Below are 21,727 nucleotides of genomic sequence, written 5' to 3'. Positions count from 1 at the left end.
GGGACCGTCTCGCGCTGCCGGACCCCGGTGATCGACTCCACGACGTCGCCCAGCGACTCCAGGTGCTGGATGTTGACCGTGGATATGACGTCGATCCCGGCCCTGAGCAGCTCCTCGACGTCCTGCCACCGCTTGGCGTTGCGCGAACCGGGGACGTTGGTATGCGCCAGCTCGTCGACCAGGGCCACGGCCGGGGCACGCTCCAGGACCGCGTCGACGTCCATCTCGGTGAACGCGGTGCCCCGGTACTCCAGCTCGTGACGTGGGACGGTCTCCAGTCCGTGCAGCATCACCTCGGTGCGGGGCCGGTCGTGGTGCTCCACGAACCCGACGACCACTTCGGTGCCCCGCTCCAGCCTCCGGTGGGCTTCGGAGAGCATCGCGTACGTCTTGCCGACGCCCGGTGCCGCACCGAGGTAGATCCGCAGCTTTCCACGTCCCATGGTGTTTCTCGTTCTTCCGTGCTGGATGAGGCGTCAGGGCTCGAAGCGGTAGCCCATGCCCGCTTCGGTGATCAGATACCGCGGGTGGGCGGGATCGGCTTCGAGTTTGCGGCGCAGCTGGGCCATGTAGACCCGCAGGTAGTTGGTGTTCTCCGCGTACGTGGGCCCCCACACCTCCCGCAGGAGCGCGCGCTGGGACACCAGGCGGCCGGGATGGCTGACCAGGATTTCGAGCAGGTGCCACTCGGTCGGGGTGAGCCGGACGGTGGCGGCGTCGCGCCGCACCTTCTTCGCCACGAGGTCGATGGTGAACACGTCCGTGGTCACGACGGTCGGTGCTTCGGCCTCAGCGGTCGTCCGCCGTCGCCGTGTGGCCGCTCGTAGCCGGGCCAGCAGCTCGTCCATGCTGAAGGGCTTGGTCACGTAGTCATCGGCTCCGGCGTCCAGGGCCCGCACCTTCTCCGTGGACAGGTGGCGTGCGGACAGGACCAGGATCGGTGCCCGGCTCTTTCCTCGCATCATCTTGATCAGCTCGACGCCGTCCACGTCCGGTAGACCCAGATCCAGCAGGATGGCGTCCGGCCGGCGGATCTCGGCGAGCCGGAGAGCCGACCTTCCGTCGGACGCCTCTTCGACTTCGTAGGCACGTGCCTGCAGATTGATCTTGAGGGCGCGCACCAGCTGTGCGTCGTCCTCCACCACGAGCACCCGGGGCATGGGCTGTGGCCCTTTCCTTGGTTGTGGGCGGGCGACCGGACCGGTGGGGCGCGGAGAGTCCGCGCCCCGCCGGGGTCCGGTCCCCCGCCTCGGATCCGTCAGTTCTGGGTCAGGTCCCTGAGCGCGGTGTTCAGTTCGAGGACGTTCACCCGGGGCTCCCCCATGAAGCCGAGGACCCGGCCGGCGGTGTGGTCGGCGACCAGGGCCTCCACCTGCTGGACGTCGAGCCCGTTCCGGTCGGCGACCCGCCGGACCTGGAGCTTCGCGTACGCGGGTGAGATGTGCGGGTCCAGGCCGGATGCGGACGAGGTGACGGCGTCGGCCGGCACGTCCGCCGGCTCGACCTGGTACGTGGCGGTCGAGTTGTCCTTGACCACGGCGGCCTTGGCGTCCTTCACCCACTGGATCAGTTCCTCGTTGTCGCCGGAGCGGTTGGTGGCGCCGGAGAGGATCAACGAGTACTGGGTGTTGACGCTGTTGGAGCCGAGGCCGTTGGAGGGCCGCGGCTGGAACCACCTCAGGTCGGGGGCCGGTGACTCCTGCCCCTCCTTGAGCGGGAGGTCGTACCGCTGGCCGATGAGGGAGGAGCCGACGACCTGCCCGCTGCTGTCCGTGGTCTCGGAGCCGTTGGCCTTGTCGCTGAACAGGGTCTGGGCGACGCCCGTCACGGCGAGTGGATAGATCACCCCGCATACGAGAGTCAGGACGAGCAGGGCGCGGAGCCCGGCCCCGAGGGCGCGCGCGGTGTTGCTGACGGCGTTGTTGGTCATGGCGGATCAGCCGATTCCGGGGATGAGGGAGAGGAGCAGGTCGATGATCTTGATGCCGATGAACGGGGCGACGATGCCGCCGAGTCCGTAGACGCCCAGGTTGCGGCGGAGCATCCGGTCGGCACTGGCGGGCCGGTAGCGCACGCCCTTGAGGGCGAGGGGCACCAGCGCGACGATGACGAGCGCGTTGAAGATGACCGCGGACAGGATCGCGGACTCGGGCGAGGCGAGTCCCATGACGTTGAGCCTGTCCAGCGACGGGTACGCCACGGCGAACATGGCGGGGATGATCGCGAAGTACTTCGCGACGTCGTTGGCGATGGAGAAGGTGGTCAGCGCGCCCCGGGTGATGAGGAGCTGCTTGCCGATCTCGACGATCTCGATGAGCTTGGTGGGGTTGGAGTCGAGGTCCACCATGTTCCCGGCCTCCTTGGCGGCCGAGGTGCCGGTGTTCATCGCGACGCCGACGTCGGCCTGGGCCAGTGCGGGTGCGTCGTTGGTGCCGTCGCCGGTCATCGCGACGAGCTTGCCGCCGGCCTGTTCCCGCTTGATGAGGGCCATCTTGTCCTCGGGCGTCGCCTCGGCCAGGAAGTCGTCCACCCCGGCCTCCTCGGCGATCGCCTTCGCGGTCAGCGGGTTGTCACCCGTGATCATGACCGTACGGATGCCCATCCGGCGAAGCTCCTCGAACCGCTCGCGCATCCCCTCCTTCACCACATCCTTCAGATGGACGACCCCGAGGACCCGGGCGCCGTCGGCGTCTTCCACGGCCACCAGCAGTGGCGTGCCACCGGCCTGGGAGATGCGGTTCGTGAGCGCCTGAGCGTCCTCGGAGACACGGCCGTTCCGCTCCTTCACCCAGGCGACGACGGAACCGGTCGCGCCCTTGCGGACCTTCCGGCCGTCCAGGTCGACGCCCGACATCCGGGTCTGGGCGGTGAACTCCACCCACGCGGCCCCCTCCAGCTCCCCCTGGTTCCGCTCCCGCAGCCCGTACTTCTCCTTGGCGAGCACGACGATCGACCGGCCTTCCGGCGTCTCGTCGGTGAGCGAGGAGAGCTGCGCCGCGTCCGCGAGCGCGTCCTCCGTCACGCCCGGGACCGTGAGGAACTCGGCTGCCTGCCGGTTGCCGAGGGTGATCGTTCCGGTCTTGTCCAGGAGCAGGGTGGACACATCGCCCGCGGCCTCGACCGCGCGCCCCGACATGGCCAGCACATTGCGCTGGACGAGGCGGTCCATGCCCGCGATGCCGATCGCGGACAGCAGCGCCCCGATCGTGGTGGGGATCAGGCACACCAGCAGTGCGGCGAGCACGATCAGCGATGTCTGGTCGTCCGCGCCCGCGTAGATCGCGAAGGGCTTCAGGGTGAGCACGGCCAGCAGGAAGACGATCGTGAGGGACGCCAACAGGATGTTCAGGGCGACCTCGTTGGGCGTCTTCTGCCGGGAGGCGCCCTCCACCAGGTTGATCATGCGGTCGATGAAGGTCTCGCCCGGCTTCGTGGTGATCCTGATGACGACGCGGTCGGACAGCACCTTCGTACCGCCGGTGACGGCCGAGCGGTCGCCGCCGGACTCCCGGATGACCGGGGCGGACTCGCCGGTGATCGCGGATTCGTCGACGGAGGCGACGCCTTCCACGACGTCGCCGTCGCCGGGGATGGTGTCGCCTGCCTCGCAGACGACCAGGTCGCCGACGTGCAGGTCCGTCCCCGCGACCCGCTCCTCGTTCGTGCCGATGACCCGGCGGGCGACGGTGCCGGTCTTGGCCTCGCGCAGGGTGTCGGCCTGGGCCTTGCCCCGGCCCTCGGCGACCGCCTCGGCCAGGTTGGCGAAGACGGTGGTCAGCCAGAGCCAGGCGGTGATCGCCCAGCCGAACCAGTCGGTCGGGTCGGCGAGCGCCAGCACGGTGGTGACCACCGAGCCGACCAGGACGACGAACATGACGGGTGACTTGACCATCACGCGCGGGTCGAGCTTGCGCAGCGCGTCCGGGAAGGACTTCAGCAGTTGCCGGCGGTCGAACAGCCCGCTGCCGACACGGTTGGCAGCCTCCCGGCCACCGGTCGGCGGTATGTCTCCGTGCGGAGCGTGGGTGGGGGCAGGGGTGGGGGTGACGGTGCTCATGAGGCGAGCCCTTCGGCAAGCGGACCCAGGGCCAGGGCCGGGAAGTAGGTGAGTCCGGTGATGATGAGGATCGTGCCGACGAGCAGCCCCGTGTAGAGGGGCTTGTCGGTGCGCAGCGTGCCCGCGGTCTCGGGCACCGGCCTCTGCTCGGCGAGCGAGCCGGCCAGGGCGAGGACGAACACCATCGGCAGGAACCGGCCGAGCAGTATCGCGATGCCGATGGTGGTGTTGAACCACTGGGTGTCGGCGTTGAGCCCGGCGAAGGCGGAGCCGTTGTTGTTGGCGCCGGAGGTGTAGGCGTACAGGATCTCGGAGAAGCCGTGCGGGCCCGTGTTGGTCATCGAGTCGGCGGGGGTGGGCAGGGCCATGGCGACGGCGGTGAAGCCGAGCACGAGGGCCGGGGTGATGAGGATGTAGCAGGCCGCGAGCTTGATCTGGCGGGTGCCGATCTTCTTGCCCAGGTACTCGGGGGTGCGTCCGACCATCAGCCCGGCGATGAACACCGCGATGACCGCCATGATCAGCATGCCGTAGAGGCCGGAGCCGACACCGCCGGGGGCGATCTCCCCGAGCTGCATGCCGAGCATGGCGATGCCGCCGCCGAAGCCGGTGTAGGAGGAGTGGAAGGAGTTCACCGCACCGGTCGAGGTCAGCGTCGTGGCGACCGCGAAGATCGACGAGCCGGCGATCCCGAAGCGGGTCTCCTTGCCCTCCATGGCACCGCCCGCGATGTCGAAGGCCGGTCCGCGGTGGGCGAATTCGGTCCACATCATCAGCGCCGTGAAGCCGACCCAGATGACGGCCATCGCGCCGAGGATCGCGTACCCCTGCTTGAGCGATCCGACCATCCTTCCGAAGGTCCGTGTCAGCGCGGACGGGATCAGCAGGATGAGGAAGATCTCGAACAGGTTGGACAGGGGGTCGGGGTTCTCGAAGGGGTGGGCGGAGTTGGCGTTGAAGTAGCCGCCGCCGTTGGTGCCGAGCTCCTTGATGGCCTCCTGGGAGGCGACCGCGCCACCGTTCCACTCCTGCGAACCGCCCATGAACTGTCCGACCGAGTGGATTCCCGAGAAGTTCTGAATGGCTCCACAGGCGACCAGGACGATCGCACCGATCACCGAAATGGGGAGCAGGACGCGAACGGTCCCGCGCACCAGGTCGGCCCAGAAGTTGCCGAGTTCACCGGTACGCGAACGGGCGAAGCCCCGTACGAGTGCCACCGCCACGGCCATGCCGACCGCCGCGGACAGGAAGTTCTGCACCGCCAGGCCGCCGGTCTGCACGACATGGCCCATGGCCTGTTCGCCGGAGTACGACTGCCAGTTGGTGTTGGCGACGAAGGACGCGGCGGTGTTGAACGCCTGGTCCGGGTCGATCGAGGAGAATCCGAGGGAACCGGGCAGCGAGCCCTGCACCCGTTGCATCAGGTACAGGAAGAGGACGCTCACCGCCGAAAAGGCGAGCACCCCGCGCAGATAGGCGGGCCAGCGCATCTCTGCGGCCGGATTGGCGCCGATGACCTTGTATATCCACTTCTCCGGTCGGTAGTGCTTCTCGGAGGAGTAGACCCTGGCCATGTAATCGCCCAGCGGGCGGTAAGCGAGGGCGAGAGCGGTGATCAGGGCGAGCAGCTGGAGCACACCAGCGAACTGGGAATTCATCTCAGCTCTCAGAACCTCTCCGGGTGAAGGAGGGCCAGAACGAGATATCCCAGCAGAGAGGCGGCCACGACAAGGCCGACGACGTTCTCGACGGTCACAGCCGGGTCACCCCCCGGGCGATGACGGCCACCAGCGCGAATACCGCGACCGTGGTGACGACGAAGGCCAGATCGGCCATCGCGAGCTCCTGTGGTGAAGTGAGGAATTGAATAGGCCGTTTGGCCGATACGAGCAAACCTCTACTTCAGCCCGACGGCGGACCACCTTGACGGGGTCCATACGAGTTCGGGAAATTCTTGACGTCGGCCTGACGCCGTCTCCTACCGAACGTCAGGGGTCGCCACTCTCCGTATCGCGCGAGAAGGGTCTCGCTCATCCTCCGTCCGCGCCGAGTGAAGTTCACCAGTCCCGTCGGCGCCATGGGAGGGAGGTCCGGTCCCGCGGTGAACGTCACGGTAACCGTGCTCGCTCACCTGCGCGGTGGCCGCCGGGTGCGGGTCTCCGATCGCTGGCGCGGCATACCGGACAAATTACCGCGTAAGGTTGCTAGGTTCTCCTCTGGCGGTGAACGGCGAGCGGGGCAGGCCATTCGCCCGCGCCATGCCCGTACGGACGAGGGAGACCATGAGCCATGCCGAGCCCGGGACGCGACCGGCAGCCAAGCTGACCCTGCTGACGCTGACGGCGATGGTCGTCGGTTCCATGGTCGGCGCCGGGGTGTTCTCGCTGCCGCGGCGCTTCGCGCAGGAGACCGGGGTCGCGGGGGCGCTGATCGCCTGGGCCGTCGCCGGCACGGGCATGCTGATGCTCGCCTTCGTCTTCCAGTCACTCGCCGTGCGACGGCCGGATCTGGACGCGGGCGTGTACGCGTACGCGAAAGCGGGGTTCGGTGAGTACCTCGGGTTCTTCTCGGCCTTCGGCTACTGGGCCAGCGCCTGCGTCGGCAACGTCACCTACTGGGTGCTCATCATGTCGACGGTCGGCGCGGTGGCTCCCGTGCTGGGGAACGGCGACACGGTGACGGCGGTGGTCGTCTCCTCGGTGGGGCTGTGGGGGTTCTTCCTGCTGATCCGCCGGGGCGTGAAGGAAGCGGCGGCGATCAACCGGATCGTCACCGCGGCGAAGATCGTGCCCATCGTCTTCTTCGTGGCCCTGGCGCTGTTCTACTTCGATCCTGCCGTCTTCGCGGACAACTTCGGCGGGACCGACTACGCGGGCTCGCTCTTCAACCAGGTCCGGGGCACCATGCTCGCCACCGTCTTCGTCTTCCTCGGCGTGGAGGGCGCCAGCGTCTATTCGCGGCACGCCAAGCGCCGCGAGGATGTCGGCCGGGCCACGGTCCTGGGCTTCCTGAGCGTTTTCGCCGTCTTCGCGTCCGTCACGATCGTCAGTTACGGGCTGCTGCCGATGGCCGAGATCGCCGAGCTGCGGCAGCCTTCGATGGCCGAGGTGCTGGAGTCGGCGGTCGGCACCTGGGGAGAGGTCTTCATCAGCGTCGGCCTGATCGTCTCCGTGCTCGGCGCCTACCTCGCCTGGACCCTGATGGCCGCCGAGGTCCTCTTCGTCGCCGCCAAGGACAAGGACATGCCGCGCTTCCTGGGCCGGTCGACGGCGGCGGACGTGCCCGAGGCCGCGCTGCTGATGTCCACGTGTCTGAGTCAGATCGTGCTCGTCGTGACGCTGTTCTCCGACGACGCGTTCAACTTCGCCCTCGATCTGACCAGCGCGCTGAGCCTGATCCCCTTCCTGCTGGCCGCCGCCTTCGCGGTGAAGGTCGCGGCGCGGCCGGGCAGCCACGGCGTGGTGGGGCGCCCCACCCGGCGCGAGCTGGTGACCGCCGTGGTGGCGACGCTCTACACCGCGTTCCTGCTGTACGCGGCGGGGCCGAAGTTCGTCCTCGTCTCCTTCATCCTCTACGCTCCGGCGACCTTCCTCTTCGTCAAGTCCCGGCGGGAGCAGGGGCGCAGGCTCTTCTCCCCGGGCGAGGCTGTCATCTGCGCGGTGTCGGTCGCCGGTGCCGCCGCCGGTGTCGCGGCGCTGGCCGTCGGCTGGATCGAGCTGTGAGACCCCGACCCGTACGAGCCCTGCCGCCGCCCTGACGCCCCCGCCTCCCACCGCCCTGCCGCCCTGCCGCCCTGCCGCCATCGAGCGAAAGGACCATCATGACCAGCACCACCCCCGCCTCCGCCCTCGGCGTCCACTCCGAAGTGGGGCGGCTGCGCAAGGTCCTGGTGTGCGCCCCCGGTATGGCCCACCGGCGGCTGACCCCGACCAACTCCGACGATCTGCTCTTCGACGATGTGATGTGGGTGGAGAACGCCCAGCGGGACCATGCCGACTTCGTCGCCCAGCTCACCGACCGGGGCGTGGAGGTCGTCGAGCTCCACGAGCTGCTGGCCGCCACCATGGCGATCCCGGAGGCCCGGTCCTGGCTGCTGGACCGGAAGATCGACGCGAACGAGGTGGGCCTCGGTCTGGTCGACGACACCCGCGCGTTCCTGGACTCCCTCACGCCGCGCCGGCTCGCCGCGTACCTGATCGGCGGGCTGGCCACCGCCGACCTGCCGGACGCGTTCCGTTCGGCGTGCCTGGGGCTGGCCCGCGAGGGCACGGGCGGCCGGGAGTACCTGATGCCTCCGCTGCCCAACACCCTGTACACCCGCGACACGACGTGCTGGCTCTACGGCGGGGTGACGCTGAACCCGCTGTACTGGCCCGCCCGGCACGACGAGACCCTGCTGATGAAGGCGATCTACACCTTCCACCCGGACTTCCGGGGGTCCACGGTCTGGTGGGGCGACCCGGAACAGGACTGGGGACGGGCCACGTTCGAGGGCGGGGACATCATGCCCGTCGGCAACGGCGTCGTCCTCATGGGCATGAGCGAGCGGACCTCCCGCCAGGCGATCACCCAGGTCGCGGCGGCGCTGTTCGCACAGGGGGCGGCGGAGCACGTGATCGTCGCCGGGATGCCGAAGCTGCGCTCGGCGATGCACCTGGACACCGTGTTCACCTTCGCGGACCGGGACATCGTGACGCTGTACCCACGCATCATGGACGCCGTCCACACGTTCTCACTGCGCCCTTCGGGCCGGGCGCCGGGGTTCGAGATCACCGACGAGGGCTCCACCCCGTTCACCGAGGTCGTGGCCCGCGCCCTGGGCCTGCCGCAGCTGCGGGTGATCGAGACGGGCGGGGACGTCTACGCCTCCGAGCGCCAGCAGTGGGACAGCGGCAACAACGCGGTGGCGCTGGAGCCGGGCGTGGTCTTCACCTACGACCGCAACACCCAGACGAACGCGCTGCTGCGGCGGGCCGGGGTGGAGGTCATCACGATCGTGGGCGCGGAGCTGGGCCGGGGGCGAGGCGGGGGCCACTGCATGACCTGCCCGCTGATCCGCGACGCGGTGGAGTTCTGACCACGGCCGGGCTTCCACAGGCCCTGCGTCAGGCGGTGCAAGGTCAGGGCCAGTTGGACCTCCAAGGTGCGCGGCGGCTCGTTCGGGTCCGGGCCGAGGAGGCGGCCGACGCGTTCCAGGCGCTGCACCACGGTGTTCACGTGGACGTGGAGGAGGGGCCTGGTCCGGGTGAGGCTCGCGCCCTGCGTCGTCCTTCGCGCGACGCCCGTTCGGCGCGTCGCTCCACGCGCTTCCGGTCGCGGGCCACGCACCACGCCGCGCTACCGCCCCCCGCGCCCCCGCTCCTTCTCCAGCCACGGCCCGAACTCGCTCTCCAGCACCAGCCGTCCCAGCTTCCGGTACTCCTGGAGCACCGCCGTCACCACCTGGTCCATGGTGAGCGGCTTCCCGCTCTCCGCCGCGAGGTAGGCGGCGCTGACCGCGCAGGCCCGGATCGAGCCGCCCGCCAGCTCGAAGCGGTCGGCGCAGAACTCCAGGTCGAGGCCGTCGTCGCGGGGGATCGCCGGGCCCAGGCAGCGGTCCCACAGGGCGAGCCGTTCCCGGGCGTCGGGCATGGGGAACTCCGCGATCACGTCGATGCGGCGGGTGAACGCCTCGTCGAGGTTGGCCCGGAGGTTGGTGGTGAGCACGGCGATGCCGTCGAAGGACTCCATGCGCTGGAGGAGGTAGGCCGATTCGACGTTGGCGTGCTTGTCCTGCGCGTCCTTGACCTGGGACCGCTTGCCGAAGATCGCGTCGGCCTCGTCGAAGAGCAGGATGCCGTTGACGTCGGAGGCCTCGACGAAGATCCGCTCCAGGTTCTTCTCGGTCTCACCGACGTACTTGTCCACCACGGTGGAGAGGTCCACGACGTAGAGCTCCATGCCCAGTTCGGCGGCGACCACCTCGGCGGACATGGTCTTGCCGGTGCCGGACTCCCCCGCGAACAGGGCGATGACGCCCCGGCCCCGGCCGCCGCCCGGCCGCATCCGCCACTGGCCGAGCACCTGCTCGCGGTGGCGGGCGCGCAGGGCGAGTTCGGTGAGCTGGGTGCGGGTGGCCGGGGGCAGCACGAGGTCGTCCCAGCCGACGCCCGGTTCGATGCGGCGGGCGAGGCGTTCGAGGCCCGCGCCGTTCTGGGCGCGTACCGCCGTGCGGAGGTCGTCCGGGGTCACCGGGCGCCGCCCCAGGATCGCGAGGCGGGAGGCGACCGTGGCGGCCTTGCGCAGTTGGTCGGAGTCGAGCCGGTAGGAGGCGGTGGCCTCGATGAGCCGGTCGTCGGCGAGGGCGTCGGCGGCGGGCAGGCCGACCGACCTGGCCGCATCGGCGAGGGCGAGCCGCCACTGGCGGGCCGCGCCTTCGGGGCCCGGCGGCAGGACGGCGACGGGGACCGGGCTCTCGGTGGTCCACAGCGGGTCCCAGTTCTTCTTCCCGTACGCGATCAGGGGTGTACCGTCGAGCGCCGCACAGAGGGCGGCGAGCGCCCGGGACCCCTCGGGGCGTTCGGGGGCGAGCGTTTCGAGCGGGCCGAGGACCACCCCGGCGCCCGTGAGGCGGGCCTCGGTCGCCAGGGTCCGTACGAGCTGGGCCGGTTCGGTGGTGGCGGCGAGCGCCGCGATGTCGACGGTCAGGGGGCGCAGCCCGGCGGTGAGCAGCGCCTCGACGGCGAGGCCGCGCGGGTCGCCGCCCCGGTCGAGCAGGTGCACCAGGCCGCTGCCGGTGGACAGGGCCGCCGCGACCCGGGGGACTTCCGGGTGCCCGTCCGAAACCTCCGGGCGCAGGTGCGGGACTCCCCGGCGACCGTCCAGGACCTCCGGTTGCCCGTCCGGCTCCTGGTCCGTCCCGGCGTCCCGGACCAGGCCGCGCAGTCGCGCGTCGATCTCGTCGTCGCCGAGGAGATAGGAGGTGATCCGGTCGGGCACCCTCAACCCCCTTGAGAGCAGCGGGCGTTCCGGGTCGAAGATCTCCAGGAGTCCGCCCGCGACGAGCGGCGCCGCGGGCGCGAGGCGGAAGCGGCCGGGCCCGGCGGCGGGCAGCGCGCAGAGCTCCAGCGCCAGGGCGATGGTGGGGCGGCGGCGGGTGAGGTCGTCGTTGAGGTACCCGTACAGGCGCTCGAACCGGTGGTCGAGGTCAGGGGCCAGGCCGACCAGCAGGAGTTCGATGTCGAGGGGGGCGAGGGCGAAGCGTGCGGCCAGCTGCCCGAGCCTGCCCCCGGCGGGTGCGGTCGGCGCGCCCGCGTCACCGTACGCCGGTGCGGGCGCGAACGCGTCGGGGGCTTCGAGGATGCGCTCGGCCGCCTGGGGGGTGAGGTACTGGCCCCGGTAGGGGTCGTCCGGGTCCGGGTCGACGGCCCGGCGGGCCGCGACGGCGAGCCTGACGCGGCGCTCGACGCGGCCGAGCCGCTCCCAGAGGTCGTCGGGGCCCGTCGCCCCGACCACTTCGGCGGGTGCGCCCTGTGTCACCGTCATCGGGCCGCGCTCCCCCGCTTGCGCCGGCCGGGCGGCAGCTGACGTTCCCGTTCGGCGGCGAAGCCCTGCGCGTCCAGATCGCCCGCCCCGTCGTACCTCAGCCGGCGGCCCGGGTCCTCGGCCGCTGTGCCGTCCACGGCGGGCGCGGCCCTCATCACGAGGCCCTCGGTGACCGGCGGGCCCGCGGCGGCCCGCTCCCCGGCCAGCGGGGCGACGACGCGCAGATCGATCGCGGCCTTCAGCTCACCGCCGAGCGCGGACCACACGTCCGACGCGGAGGGCCCGTCGGCGCCGGGGCCCGCGGCCTCGATGTCCACGGTGAGACCGAGTTCGGCGAGGCTGCCGGTGAGCAGTCGGGCGGGCAGCGTGTCCGTGCGGACGAGGGCGCGCAGCACCTCGGAGAGCAGCCGGTGTTCGTCCTGGGGGCGGTTGGTCCAGGCGGTGACCAGATAGGTCAGCTCGAACCAGCGCGGCGGGGTCCGCCAGCCGGTGACCACGCCCGCGTCGTCGTGGATCTCGGCCGTGCCGGTGCGCCGGCGGCCCGCGTCCTCGCGGATGGCGTGCAGGAAGACACTGATGGTGGGGGCGTTGCGGCGGGCGGACCACTCCTTCGTCGGGGCGTCGAAGACCAGGTCGACGCCGCTGTCCTCAAGTCCGGCCTCGGCCAGCAACAGCCGCAGCCCCTCGTCGACTTCGTGGATCATCGGCGGATCACCTCGCCCGGCGGGGTGATGGTCCCGATCACCACGAGGAAGTCCGTCGTGACGGGGCTGAAGCCGGGACCCTTCGCGGTGATGGTGCGCGGCCCGGTCCGGTCCTTGGCCACGATGAGCAGCTGGGCGATGAACGTGCCGTCGCCGAGCGGCCGGGTCGGCGCCGCGCTCGCGGTGATGCCGGGCTTCCAGGTGAGGGTCACGGGCGTGCCGGGCGGGAAGTCCTTGCCTCGTACGGAGGTGACGAACCCGGGTTTGCCGATGGCGGGCACCGCGATGATGCGGGGCTGGAGGATGCGCAGCGGGATGCGGGAGACGTTGTCGCGGACGTCCGCGTCGGTGCCCGTGGTGGTGAGTCTCGCGGTGATGGTGGTGCGCAGGGCCTTGTCGGGCGAGAGAACGACGCTGACGACCGTGGACGCGCCGGGCGCGAGGTCGGGCAGCGTGCACCCGCCCGCGGCGCAGCCCGCGGGGAGGGGGCCCGCGGGGATGTCGGCGGGCAACCCGAGGTCCAGCCGCAGTCCGGTGGCGGCCGCGTTCCTGCCGTTGCGCACGGTGTACGTCACCACGACCTTGCCGCCGACGTAGCCGGGGCTCGGCTGGGCCCGCACGGTGACGCCGGGTCCGGCCTCGGGTGCGGGCGGCAGGGGGGCCGGGGGGCGCGGTGCGGTCGGGCGGGGGGACGGCGGCGGGGGTGGGGCGGGTGCGGTGGTCGACGGTGACGGGGAGGGGGTCGTGGGGCTGGGCGTCGGAGTCGTCGGGGTGGGGGTGGGGGTGGGGGTGGGGCTCGGTGGCGGTACGTCCCGGACCGGGACGATCGTGCCGGTGGCGTTGTCGGTGGGGTTGGGGTCGAGGACGGCGCCGGTGACTGACCAGTTGACGCGCTGGTCGCCGGTGATGACACCGGTCAGCCGGGCCGTGAGCGTCACGGAGGCTCCGGGCGGGACGATGCCGAGGTCGCACTGGGGGGTGGCGGCGGGGCAGTCGACGCCGTCGGCGGTGAGCTCCTCCAGCCGTACGCCGGGCGGGGCGTCGACGGTCAGGGTGGTGCCGGGCGAGGGCGAGGGGCCCCGGTTGGTGACGGTGACCCGCACCTCGGTGGAGGAGCCGACCTCCACATCGGGCCCGGTGGGCGGTGCGGTCAGCGACAGGTCGACCGACTGCTGGTAGGCGGGCTCCTTCTGCCGTCCGTCGTGCGTGTTGTCGAGGGGGGCCACGTCGCCGGAGGCGATGTCGAGTACGGAGAGCTGCTCCATGGAGTTCGGTGGCAGCTCCCGGCGCGAGGTGAAGAGGAGTTTGCTGCCGTCGGGCGACCAGGCCACGTCACGGGGCTGGTGGGGGCCGGTCGCGCTGGTGTCGGGGATCGGCAGGTCGCAGCCGTCGGGGTCGTCCTTCTGGACGGAGGGCAGCACGACCCGGCAGCCGCCGCCGCGCAGGGGCTTGATGAGGACGCCGGCCTGCTGGTTGACGCGGCCGCCGCCGTCCTTGCGGTTGAACGCCACCTTCAGGCCGTCCGGGGAGAACGCCGGGCTGTCGTCGATGACTTCGCAGTCGCCGGGGCAGATGGTGGCGCTCAGGTCCCGCTGCCGGTCGAGGTCCGCCACCGGCACGACCCAGATGTGCTTGTTGCCGCCGTTGCCGTTGATGACTTCCTTGCGGGTGAAGGCGAGGTTGACGCCGTCCGATGACCAGGTCGGCTGGGCGTCGTCGCCCGCCTGCCGGCCCTCGGGCGGCCGGATCTCGTCGAGGATCGCGCCCGTGGCGACGTCGGCGATGAGGATGCGGCCCGGACCCGACGCGTCCCCGACGCCGCCGGGCGAGGTGCGGGTGAACGCCAGCTTCGTGCCGTCGGGCGAGAAGGTGGGATCGGTGTCCCAGTCGTTCGGGCCGCGCCCGTCGAGCGGCAGCGGTGCTGCGTTGGTGCCGTCGGCGTCGGCCATCCAGATCCGCTCGATCCGCCCGTTGTCGCCGTCCTCGAAGCGGGTGACGACGATGCGCCGGCCGTCGGGCGTGTAGTTCTGCCGCTCGTGCCACGGGTCGTATCCCTCGGCGGGCCTGAACAGAGGGTTCTTGGCGTGGTCCGTGTTCGTACGGGCCGCCGGGTCCTCCTTCAGGATGGTGAGGTGCAGGTCGCGCGGGTCGGAACCGTCCTGACGGACGTCCTGGAGGGTCACGACGTGCGCCGCCGCCAGCATGCCGTCCGGCTTCGCCGTGATCCGGGGGATGACGACGGTCCCGGCAGGAGCGAACCAGGTGGGCGGTCCCACCGCGCGGTTCTCGTTGACCAGCTGGTCCGGCGGTTCGGGCTCGAAGGCGGTCACCCGGTAGACGTGGTCGAAGTCGTCGCAGCCGCAGGTGTGGTACGGGCTGAGGAAGACGATGTCGTTGCCGTCGGGCAGCCACGAGGCCGAGCGGGTGCCCCATGCGGCGTGGTCACCGGCCAGCAGCGGCCGGTCGGTCCCGATGCCCTGGGTGGCCCGCAGTTCGGTGCCGTCGTCGACGTCCGGGTCGGGGTTCGTGGTGAGGGTGTACGCGACGAGGCCCCGGCGGGCGTCGTCGTCCACCGGGTTCCAGGACGGCTCGGTGGCGTCGCCCGCCGGTCCGTCGCTGATCCGGGTCCGCGGGCCGCCGGCGACGGCCCGCTCGTAGATCTGCCACCCCCGTGCGGCATCGCCGTCACCGGCGTACGCGATCCTCGTGCCGTCCGGGGACCAGGTCGGGGACTCCTCGTTGTCGGGGGTGTCGGTGAGTCGGCGCGGATTCGAGCCGTCGACGCCGACCGACCACACGTCGCGCTGGACCGTGCCGCCGGGCCCCGGCTCCGCCGAGTCGAAGACCACGGTCCGGCCGTCCGGGGAGAGTTCGGGGTGGGCCGCGTCCCGGTCGGTGGTGATCCGGCGCACCGAGCCGTCCGCGCCGCGCACGTACACCTGGGGCCGGGCGCTGTCGCGCAGGCTGGTGAAGACCAGGACGTCCCCGCGGGCGGAGGGGTCCTGGTCGTAGTGGGCCGGGCCGTCGCCGAACAGCGGGTCGGTGGTGTCCTTGTCGTTGGCCCGCCCCAGGCTGCGGTGTTCGGTGCCCGCGAAGGCGATACGCCCGGCCTGCGCCGGGTCCGCGTCCGCCGCCGCGGCGGCGAGCCTGGGCGCCCCCTGGGGGGCCGCCGCCGAGCCGACCACCAGCAGCGGCGCCAACAGCACCACCGCGCCGGTCAGTCGGCCCAGCCGGGAACGCTTTGCCGGGCCAGCAGTGCCGGTCACGGCCCACCTCACAGTCTGTCGATGACTCTCCACCGGCCAGCCTCACGCCCGCGCGGGGCACAAAGACAGGCCGCAAGTACCCGGAGCGGGGGAAGCGACCGCTGCCCTTTGCGGCGGTCGCTTCCCCCGGGGCTGCTGCCCCGGACGGCCCCGGACGGAATCGATCCGTTCGGCCCGTCCGGAATCCGTCCGTCTGGAGTCCCTCCGGAATCCCTGGCGGGGCGGTGGACCGGATCAGGGTCAGGGGCAGGGGCAGGGGCAGGGGCAGGGGCAGGGGCAGGGGCAGGGTCAGATCAGCCCATGCCGCATCGCGTAACCCACCGCGTGGGCCCGGTTGCGCAGTTCGAGGCGGGTTGCGACCTCGTGCAGCACGTTCTTGACGGTGCGTTCGGAGTACGAGGTCTTCCGCGCGATCTCCGTGGTGTCGTAGCCCTCCGACACCAACCGGATCATCTCCGCCTCCCGTGCCGTGAGGGTGGAGAGGGTGAGGCCCCGGGGGTCGAGGACCGTCCGCTGGAGCGAGCTGACGTGGTCGAGGAGCTTGCCGAGCAGATCGCCCGGCAGGACGCCTTCGCCGTTCGCCATGGCCTTCACGAGGTGGACGAGACGGTCCTGGTCGGCCTCCCCGCGCCGGAGGACGGCGGCGACCCCGCACTCGATCATCGTCTGGAGCGCGCCCGACTCGAAGAAGCCGACGACGAGTCCGGTGCGGGTCGAGGTGTTGCGCTGGAGGCGGTGCAGGAGCTGGACGGTGGACTCGCCCACCGTGTCCACCACGACCAGGGAGACCTGTGCCCGGTCCGCCTCGGCCTCCGGCAGCAGCTCTATCTCGGGGCGCACCCGCAGTTGGTGGATCATGCCGGTCTGAAGGATCAGGTCCTCCGCGTACACCGCCACGGAGACCCTGCCCCCGGGTATGTCCCCCGGCGCGGCCGCACGCCGCCCCGATGCGTCGGGCCTGCGGTACTGGCCGTGTTCGGCCGCGCCGCTCATCGCACCTGTCGTCGTCGTGCTCTTCGTGCCCGTTGCCGTCGTCGTGGTCATCATCGTTCCGTGCCCGTTGTCGTCGTCATCGTTCCGTGCCCGTCTTCCTCAGGTACTTCCGACTGATATGCCAGGTGCCGCTGGTCCCCCGTGGGCCGACGAGCACGGGGCGCGGGCGCGCGGCGGGGGCGCGGGGACACCGTGCCGGTGGGCCCTCGGGGCACCACCCCTGCCCGCTTGTTGCCCTCGCGTCTCTGCTGTGGAGCGGCGCCCGCGGCCTAACGTCGCAGCGTGACCACAACTGCCGAACTCGAAAGCCCCACGGTGACGGTGTCGCCGGGCGCTACCGCGACGACGACCCTGACCGTGCGCAACGACGGCGATATCGTCGAGGCCTACACCCTTGAGGTGGTCGGCGACTGCGCCGCCTGGGGCACCGTCGAGCCGGCGCGCGTGTCGCTGTACCCGGGCACCTCCGAGACGGTGGCCCTCACCCTCTCCCCTCCCCGCTCCCACGAGGTCCGGGCGGGCGAAACCCCGCTGGCCGTACGCGTACTGCCCGCGGAGCGTCCCGAGTCGGTGGTGGTCCCCGAGGGCACGGTGACCGTCGAGCCGTTCCACGAGCTGCGCGCCGAGCTCGAACCGCGCCGCCGCCGGGGCTGGCTCGGCGCCCGCTTCCGTACCGCTGTGCAGAACAAGGGGAACACCCCGGTCGACGTGGCCCTCTCGGGCAAGCAGGCCGGAGAGGATCTGCGCCTCGCCTTCGCCCCGGACAAGAAGCGCCTGGAGCCCGGCGAGTCGGCGGAGATGGCCCTCAAGGTGCGGGCCCGGAAGGTGATCTGGTTCGGCGAGCCCGTCACCTGGCCGTTCGAGGTGGAGGCCGTCGAGAGCGGCGAGCCCGGGGCAGGGGAGACGGAGGGCGAGCAGCCGGTCCCGCCCGAGCCGGTGGCCGCGGAGACCGTCCGGCCCGAGCCGCTGCCCGGGGAGTTCGCCCAGCTGCCGGTGCTGCCCAAGTGGCTGCTGATCGTGCTGGCCGCACTGCTGGCGCTGCTGCTCGCCTGGTTCGCCCTGGTCCGGCCAGCGGTGCAGAGCACGGCGAAGCAGGCGGTGACCGATGCGGCGGAGGAGGAGGCCGCCCGCGCACAGGAGCAGGGGACGAACACACCCGGGGGCGCGGAGAACCCGGCGGGCGGTCAAGGGCAGGGGCAGGGGTCGGGTCCTGACGGGCGGGGTGGCAACGGCGGGGGCGGCAACGGCGGGTCCGGCGGTTCCGGTCCGGGCGGGGGCGGTCAGCAGGCCTCCGAGACCATCGACGTGCAGACCGGGGCGGGGACCGAGGCGGTGGGGACCTACAAGGTTCCGGCCGGGAAGGTGTTCGGCGTCACCGACATCGTCGTGGCCAACTTCCAGGGCGACGAAGGGATCATCACCATCTCCTTCGGGGAACTCAAGGTCACGACCATCCCGCTGGAATCCTTCCGCAATCAGGACTACCACTGGGCCACCCCCATTCAGGTTCCGGAGAACGCCACCATCACCGCTTCCGTCACCTGTGCCAAGCCCGGCACTCCAGCATCCGGAACTCAGTCTTCCGGATGCCATCAAGTCCTCAATTTCAGCGGTGTACTGAGCGATCTCGCACGGTAGAAACGGGAGCACGAAGCGCCCTGCCGCACCTATGGGTCGAGACAACAGCAGAAACCCCCCGGGGAGAAACCCGGCGTGCCGGGCGATGGCGGATTCGCCCTCCTGGATACGTCAGAGGTTTACACCGGTTCGGTCACTCTCCATGGCAACAGCACCGGAAGAATATCCGGTTCCGGCGACTCCGATCACTAACGGGCCTGTTCAGAGCCGCTCCTGACGCCCCGGGGCCTCCGTCGGGCATCCGCCGGATGCCCGTTCGGAGCGGTCCGGCGCCCGCTTTCACCGACGCGTCACAGCCGGACCTCCCCGCCTTCCCGGCACATTCTGGCCGAATCGCATCAGCACGCGGCAGCCCCCGCTGAACCCCGGACGGCATCGAGCCTTCCGGGGTTCAGCGTGAGGAATGAGATACCGAACACACCGGCACTCCCGAGCCGCATCCACAATTCCGACGAATCCCCCGACGGCGGTTGAGCAGGGGCTGTTTCTCGACCCGTTGTTCTTCTTCTCCCGCTCGGACGGCTTGGAATACGGCCGCCGAGGGCAGCATTCACGGCGCTCCGGGTGCCCGGAAAGGCAGTGTCATTGCCCCGCGTCCAGGACTCCGGGACCTACTCCCGCGCGCCCGGCCGGTCAAGACTGGGCGGTGGAGATCGAGTGACCGTCGAGAAGGAGCGAGCATGCCGTCGTACCTCACCCCCGGTGTTTACGTGGAGGAGGTGCAGTCCGGAGCACGTCCCATCGAGGGAGTCGGCACCGCGGTCGCAGCCTTCGTCGGCTTCGCCGAGACGGGCCCCTTCCACCAGCCGACGCTGGTGACCAACTGGGACCAGTACGTCCAGACGTTCGGCACCTTCACCGCCGACACCTACCTGACGCACGCCGTCTACGGCTTCTTCGCCAACGGCGGCGGCGCGGCCTACATCGTGCGCATCGGCGGCCCCGCGCAGGGTGCCTCGGAGAGCGGCGGCACGGGCCGGGACACGGTCACGCAGGCCCCCGCGCCCCTCGCACTCGGCGGGTTCCTCGTCTCCGCCAAGCCCGGCACGGGCGCCGACCTCTCCGTCGAGGTGGCCGACCCCGAGGGCGAGAACCCCCCGGAGGACCGCTTCCGGCTGCTGGTGCGGCAGGGCGGCAAGGTCGCCGAGACGTACGACGTCTCCACCCGCAAGAACGTCAAGGGCTACCTGGTCACCCAGACCCGTGACTCCAAACTCATCCAGGTGACCGAGCAGGCCGGCACGGCCCAGAGCCGCCCCGAGAAGCAGACCGTCGCCCTCGCCCCGGCCACTGCCGCCGCCCCCGGTGCCGGCGTGGCGCGGCTGGACCCCTCCGAGTACGTGGGCGACGCCTCCGCGCGCACCGGGTTCGCGGGCCTTGAGGCGATCGACGAGATCACCATGGTCGCCGTGCCGGACCTGATGAGCGCCTACCAGCGCGGCGACATCGACGCGGAGGGCGTCAAGACCGTGCAGCTGGCGGTCATCTCGCACTGTGAGCAGATGGGTGACCGGGTCGCGGTCCTCGACACCCCGCCCGGGATGAACGCCCAGCGGGTCCGCACCTGGCGCAACGACGACGCCGGTTACGACTCCCGCTACGCCGCCCTCTACTACCCCTGGGTCAAGGTCTTCGACCCGGCGAGCGGCCGTAACTCCCTGGTTCCGCCGAGCGGTCACGTGGCCGGTGTCTGGGCGCGCAGCGACGGCGAGCGCGGAGTGCACAAGGCCCCCGCCAACGAGGTCATCCGCGGCGCGGTGGACCTGGAGATCCGCCTCAGCAAGGGCGAGCAGGACCTCCTCAACCCGATCGGCGTCAACTGCGTGCGCGCCTTCCCCGGCCGCGGCATCCGCATCTGGGGCGCCCGCACCCTCTCCTCCGACCCGGCCTGGCGCTACCTGAACGTGCGCCGCCTCTTCAACTACCTGGAGGAATCCATCCTCCTGGGCACCCAGTGGGTGGTGTTCGAACCGAACGACGACCGCCTCTGGTCCAGCATCCGGCGCAACGTCACCGCGTTCCTCACCGAGGAGTGGCGACGCGGCGCGCTGTTCGGCCGCACGGCCGAGGAGGCGTTCTACGTCCGGTGCGACCGGAGCAACAACCCGCAGGAGTCGATCGACCTCGGTCAGGTCGTCTGCGAGATCGGGGTCGCCCCGGTGAAGCCCGCGGAGTTCGTGATCTTCCGGCTCTCGCAGTTCTCGGACAGCACCAGCCTCGTCGACGAGTGACCTCGCGGTCCTCCCCCACCACTTCACTTTCGAATCGGAACAGGTGACACAGAGTCATGGCAGAGGGCGACGCTCTTTCCACCCACGTCTTCGGCGTTCAGCTCGGCGGCTATCTCGTGGAGTCCATCCAGGAGATCAGCGGCATGACCGTCGAGGAAGAAGTCGTCGAGGTCCGTCAGGTGACCGCCGAGGGCAAGCAGATCATCCGCAAGCAGCCCGGCGCACGCCAGGCGGGCGAGGTGACGATCACCCGCGGGCTCGACCAGAGCAGCGAGTTCACCACCTGGATCAAGGAGACGCTCAACAACGGCGCCGTCGACACCGCGCGCCAGAACCTCACGATCGAGATCAAGGACTCGACCGGTGAGACGGTGCGCCGCATCCAGTTGATGCAGGGCTGGGCCTCCAAGTGGGAGGGCCCGTCCCTCAAGGCGGGCGAGTCCAGCGCCGCGACCGAGACGGTGACCATCACCTTCGAGGAGATCGTGGTCGAATGAGGCGCAGGACCGTTTCGCCGGGCAGCGGCCTCGAAGAGGTCCTCGACAACCTCGCCGCCACCTCCTCCGCCGGACGCGAGGAAGCCGGGGCCCCCGCCCCGGCCCCCGCCCCGGCGCCGGCCGCGCCTCGCTCCCGTGAACGGGAGACGCTCCAGACGGAGTTCACTTTCGAGCTGCCGCGCGGGTACGTGGACGACGAGGGCCAGCTGCACCGGAGCGGCACCATGCGGCTGGCGACCGCCCGGGACGAGCTGCGCCCGCAGATCGACCTGCGGGTGAAGGAGAACCCGGCGTACCTGTCGGTGGTGCTGCTGAGCCAGGTGATCACCCGGCTCGGCACCGTCACCGATGTGCACGCCGGGGTCGTCGAGCGGATGTACGCGACCGACGTCGCGTTCCTCCAGGACTTCTACCGGCGGATCAACAGCGAGGGCCACACGCACGCCGCGGTGACCTGCCCGCTGTGCCACGGGTCGTTCGAGGTGGACCTCTCGGGTGGGCGCCTGGGGGAATCGTGACGTACGCGCTTCCCCGGTTGCGGGAGGAGATCGCGTACGTCGCCTACCACTTCCATTGGCAGCGTGAGGACATTCTCGACCTCACCCACGCTGAGCGTCAGCAGTGGGTGAGGGAGATAGCGCGGATCAACACCCGCGTCAACGAAGGCGGGTGATCAGGTGGGGTTCGGTGACTGGTTCCGCCGTGCGGACCGGCAGCCGACCGGCGCACCCGCGCGGGACGGCGGCGGTCGTGGCGCGGGCGGCGCGAACGCGGGCGGCCGGGGCGGGGACGCCGACGGGTCGGCGGCACCGCC

The 21,727-nt window shown here is 71.0% G+C and carries 17 protein-coding genes and 2 pseudogenes; 7 read left to right on the top strand and 12 right to left on the bottom strand.

Features of this window, described 5'->3' with window-relative positions:
- The 7 genes and pseudogenes from CIB93_RS34280 to CIB93_RS38295 form a co-directional block, all read right to left on the bottom strand.
- Positions 1-443: pseudogene (locus CIB93_RS34280) on the bottom strand (histidine kinase); the annotation flags it as partial.
- Between the two features lie 33 nt (positions 444-476).
- Positions 477-1,160, bottom strand: coding sequence for a response regulator (locus CIB93_RS34275; RefSeq protein WP_096632616.1), 684 nt, complete (start codon positions 1,158-1,160; stop codon positions 477-479).
- Positions 1,161-1,258: 98 nt separating this feature from the next.
- Positions 1,259-1,930 carry a potassium-transporting ATPase subunit C gene (locus CIB93_RS34270; protein WP_096632614.1) on the bottom strand — a complete coding sequence of 224 codons (672 nt, stop codon included), beginning with the start codon at positions 1,928-1,930 and terminating at the stop codon, positions 1,259-1,261.
- Positions 1,931-1,936: 6 nt separating this feature from the next.
- On the bottom strand, positions 1,937-4,057 hold the full coding sequence (gene kdpB, locus CIB93_RS34265; RefSeq protein WP_096632612.1) for a potassium-transporting ATPase subunit KdpB: 2,121 nt from the start codon (positions 4,055-4,057) through the stop codon (positions 1,937-1,939).
- Positions 4,054-5,718 carry a potassium-transporting ATPase subunit KdpA gene (gene kdpA / locus CIB93_RS34260; RefSeq protein ID WP_096632611.1) on the bottom strand — a complete coding sequence of 555 codons (1,665 nt, stop codon included), beginning with the start codon at positions 5,716-5,718 and terminating at the stop codon, positions 4,054-4,056. The genes kdpB and kdpA overlap by 4 nt, the downstream gene beginning before the upstream one ends.
- Before the next feature lie 8 nt (positions 5,719-5,726).
- On the bottom strand, positions 5,727-5,816 hold the full coding sequence (gene kdpF / locus CIB93_RS34255) for a K(+)-transporting ATPase subunit F (RefSeq protein ID WP_096632609.1): 90 nt from the start codon (positions 5,814-5,816) through the stop codon (positions 5,727-5,729).
- Positions 5,813-5,953, bottom strand: coding sequence for a hypothetical protein (locus CIB93_RS38295; protein ID WP_179500342.1), 141 nt, complete (start codon positions 5,951-5,953; stop codon positions 5,813-5,815). The genes kdpF and CIB93_RS38295 overlap by 4 nt, the downstream gene beginning before the upstream one ends.
- Positions 5,954-6,342: 389 nt before the next feature.
- On the opposite strand from CIB93_RS38295, the gene CIB93_RS34250 reads away from it, so the two are divergent.
- Both CIB93_RS34250 and CIB93_RS34245 read left to right on the top strand, forming a co-directional pair.
- The gene (locus tag CIB93_RS34250; protein WP_096632607.1) at positions 6,343-7,782 is read left to right on the top strand and encodes a basic amino acid/polyamine antiporter; all 1,440 of its coding nucleotides are present in this window, start codon (positions 6,343-6,345) and stop codon (positions 7,780-7,782) included.
- A 98-nt stretch (positions 7,783-7,880) separates the two neighbouring features.
- The gene (locus tag CIB93_RS34245; protein ID WP_096632605.1) at positions 7,881-9,137 is read left to right on the top strand and encodes an arginine deiminase; all 1,257 of its coding nucleotides are present in this window, start codon (positions 7,881-7,883) and stop codon (positions 9,135-9,137) included.
- Between the two features lie 17 nt (positions 9,138-9,154).
- Here the strand turns inward: CIB93_RS34245 and CIB93_RS34240 are convergent.
- The 5 genes and pseudogenes from CIB93_RS34240 to CIB93_RS34220 all read right to left on the bottom strand — a co-directional run.
- Positions 9,155-9,325 (bottom strand): annotated as a pseudogene (locus CIB93_RS34240) (helix-turn-helix domain-containing protein); the annotation flags it as partial.
- Between the two features lie 72 nt (positions 9,326-9,397).
- On the bottom strand, positions 9,398-11,584 hold the full coding sequence (locus CIB93_RS34235) for an AAA family ATPase (protein WP_096632604.1): 2,187 nt from the start codon (positions 11,582-11,584) through the stop codon (positions 9,398-9,400).
- Entirely contained in the window at positions 11,581-12,288 is a 708-nt protein-coding gene (locus CIB93_RS34230) for a DUF4255 domain-containing protein (protein ID WP_096632602.1), read from the bottom strand. The genes CIB93_RS34235 and CIB93_RS34230 overlap by 4 nt, the downstream gene beginning before the upstream one ends.
- A complete protein-coding gene (locus CIB93_RS34225) occupies positions 12,285-15,554 on the bottom strand; it encodes a DUF11 domain-containing protein (protein ID WP_096632600.1) in 3,270 nt (1,089 codons plus the stop codon). The genes CIB93_RS34230 and CIB93_RS34225 overlap by 4 nt, the downstream gene beginning before the upstream one ends.
- A gap of 288 nt (positions 15,555-15,842) precedes the next feature.
- Entirely contained in the window at positions 15,843-16,547 is a 705-nt protein-coding gene (locus CIB93_RS34220) for a LuxR C-terminal-related transcriptional regulator (RefSeq protein ID WP_179500343.1), read from the bottom strand.
- 315 nt (positions 16,548-16,862) lie between these two features.
- Between CIB93_RS34220 and CIB93_RS34215 the strand changes: the two genes are divergently transcribed.
- The 5 genes from CIB93_RS34215 (at position 16,863) to CIB93_RS38290 (ending at position 21,586) form a co-directional block, all read left to right on the top strand.
- A complete protein-coding gene (locus CIB93_RS34215; protein ID WP_096632598.1) occupies positions 16,863-18,185 on the top strand; it encodes a hydrolytic protein in 1,323 nt (440 codons plus the stop codon).
- A gap of 680 nt (positions 18,186-18,865) precedes the next feature.
- On the top strand, positions 18,866-20,416 hold the full coding sequence (locus CIB93_RS34210) for a phage tail sheath family protein (protein WP_096632596.1): 1,551 nt from the start codon (positions 18,866-18,868) through the stop codon (positions 20,414-20,416).
- Positions 20,417-20,472: 56 nt separating this feature from the next.
- Entirely contained in the window at positions 20,473-20,913 is a 441-nt protein-coding gene (locus tag CIB93_RS34205) for a phage tail protein (RefSeq protein WP_073802749.1), read from the top strand.
- Positions 20,910-21,431: a hypothetical protein gene (locus CIB93_RS34200; RefSeq protein ID WP_096632595.1), complete on the top strand. Its 522-nt coding sequence runs from the start codon at positions 20,910-20,912 to the stop codon at positions 21,429-21,431. Before CIB93_RS34205 ends, CIB93_RS34200 begins: the two co-directional genes overlap by 4 nt.
- Positions 21,428-21,586 carry a DUF6760 family protein gene (locus CIB93_RS38290; protein ID WP_018492281.1) on the top strand — a complete coding sequence of 53 codons (159 nt, stop codon included), beginning with the start codon at positions 21,428-21,430 and terminating at the stop codon, positions 21,584-21,586. Before CIB93_RS34200 ends, CIB93_RS38290 begins: the two co-directional genes overlap by 4 nt.
- Positions 21,587-21,727: the final 141 nt, after the last annotated feature.

It is taken from the genome of Streptomyces sp. WZ.A104, assembly GCF_002382885.1.
In the GTDB taxonomy this organism is placed as follows: domain Bacteria; phylum Actinomycetota; class Actinomycetes; order Streptomycetales; family Streptomycetaceae; genus Streptomyces.
Note: the sequence above shows the minus strand (reverse complement) of the source record. Positions and strands in the feature narration are given on the sequence as shown.

Coding starts and splice junctions, on each gene's coding strand:
- CIB93_RS34200 (WP_096632595.1), top strand. CDS start 20,910: ATGAGGCGCAGGACCGTTTCGCCGGGCAGCGGCCTCGAAGAGGTCCTC.
- CIB93_RS34275 (WP_096632616.1), bottom strand. CDS start 1,160: ATGCCCCGGGTGCTCGTGGTGGAGGACGACGCACAGCTGGTGCGCGCC.
- CIB93_RS34230 (WP_096632602.1), bottom strand. CDS start 12,288: ATGATCCACGAAGTCGACGAGGGGCTGCGGCTGTTGCTGGCCGAGGCC.
- kdpB (WP_096632612.1), bottom strand. CDS start 4,057: ATGAGCACCGTCACCCCCACCCCTGCCCCCACCCACGCTCCGCACGGA.
- CIB93_RS34250 (WP_096632607.1), top strand. CDS start 6,343: ATGAGCCATGCCGAGCCCGGGACGCGACCGGCAGCCAAGCTGACCCTG.
- CIB93_RS34205 (WP_073802749.1), top strand. CDS start 20,473: ATGGCAGAGGGCGACGCTCTTTCCACCCACGTCTTCGGCGTTCAGCTC.
- CIB93_RS34235 (WP_096632604.1), bottom strand. CDS start 11,584: ATGACGGTGACACAGGGCGCACCCGCCGAAGTGGTCGGGGCGACGGGC.
- CIB93_RS34220 (WP_179500343.1), bottom strand. CDS start 16,547: ATGAGCGGCGCGGCCGAACACGGCCAGTACCGCAGGCCCGACGCATCG.
- CIB93_RS34210 (WP_096632596.1), top strand. CDS start 18,866: ATGCCGTCGTACCTCACCCCCGGTGTTTACGTGGAGGAGGTGCAGTCC.
- CIB93_RS34245 (WP_096632605.1), top strand. CDS start 7,881: ATGACCAGCACCACCCCCGCCTCCGCCCTCGGCGTCCACTCCGAAGTG.
- kdpA (WP_096632611.1), bottom strand. CDS start 5,718: ATGAATTCCCAGTTCGCTGGTGTGCTCCAGCTGCTCGCCCTGATCACC.
- CIB93_RS34270 (WP_096632614.1), bottom strand. CDS start 1,930: ATGACCAACAACGCCGTCAGCAACACCGCGCGCGCCCTCGGGGCCGGG.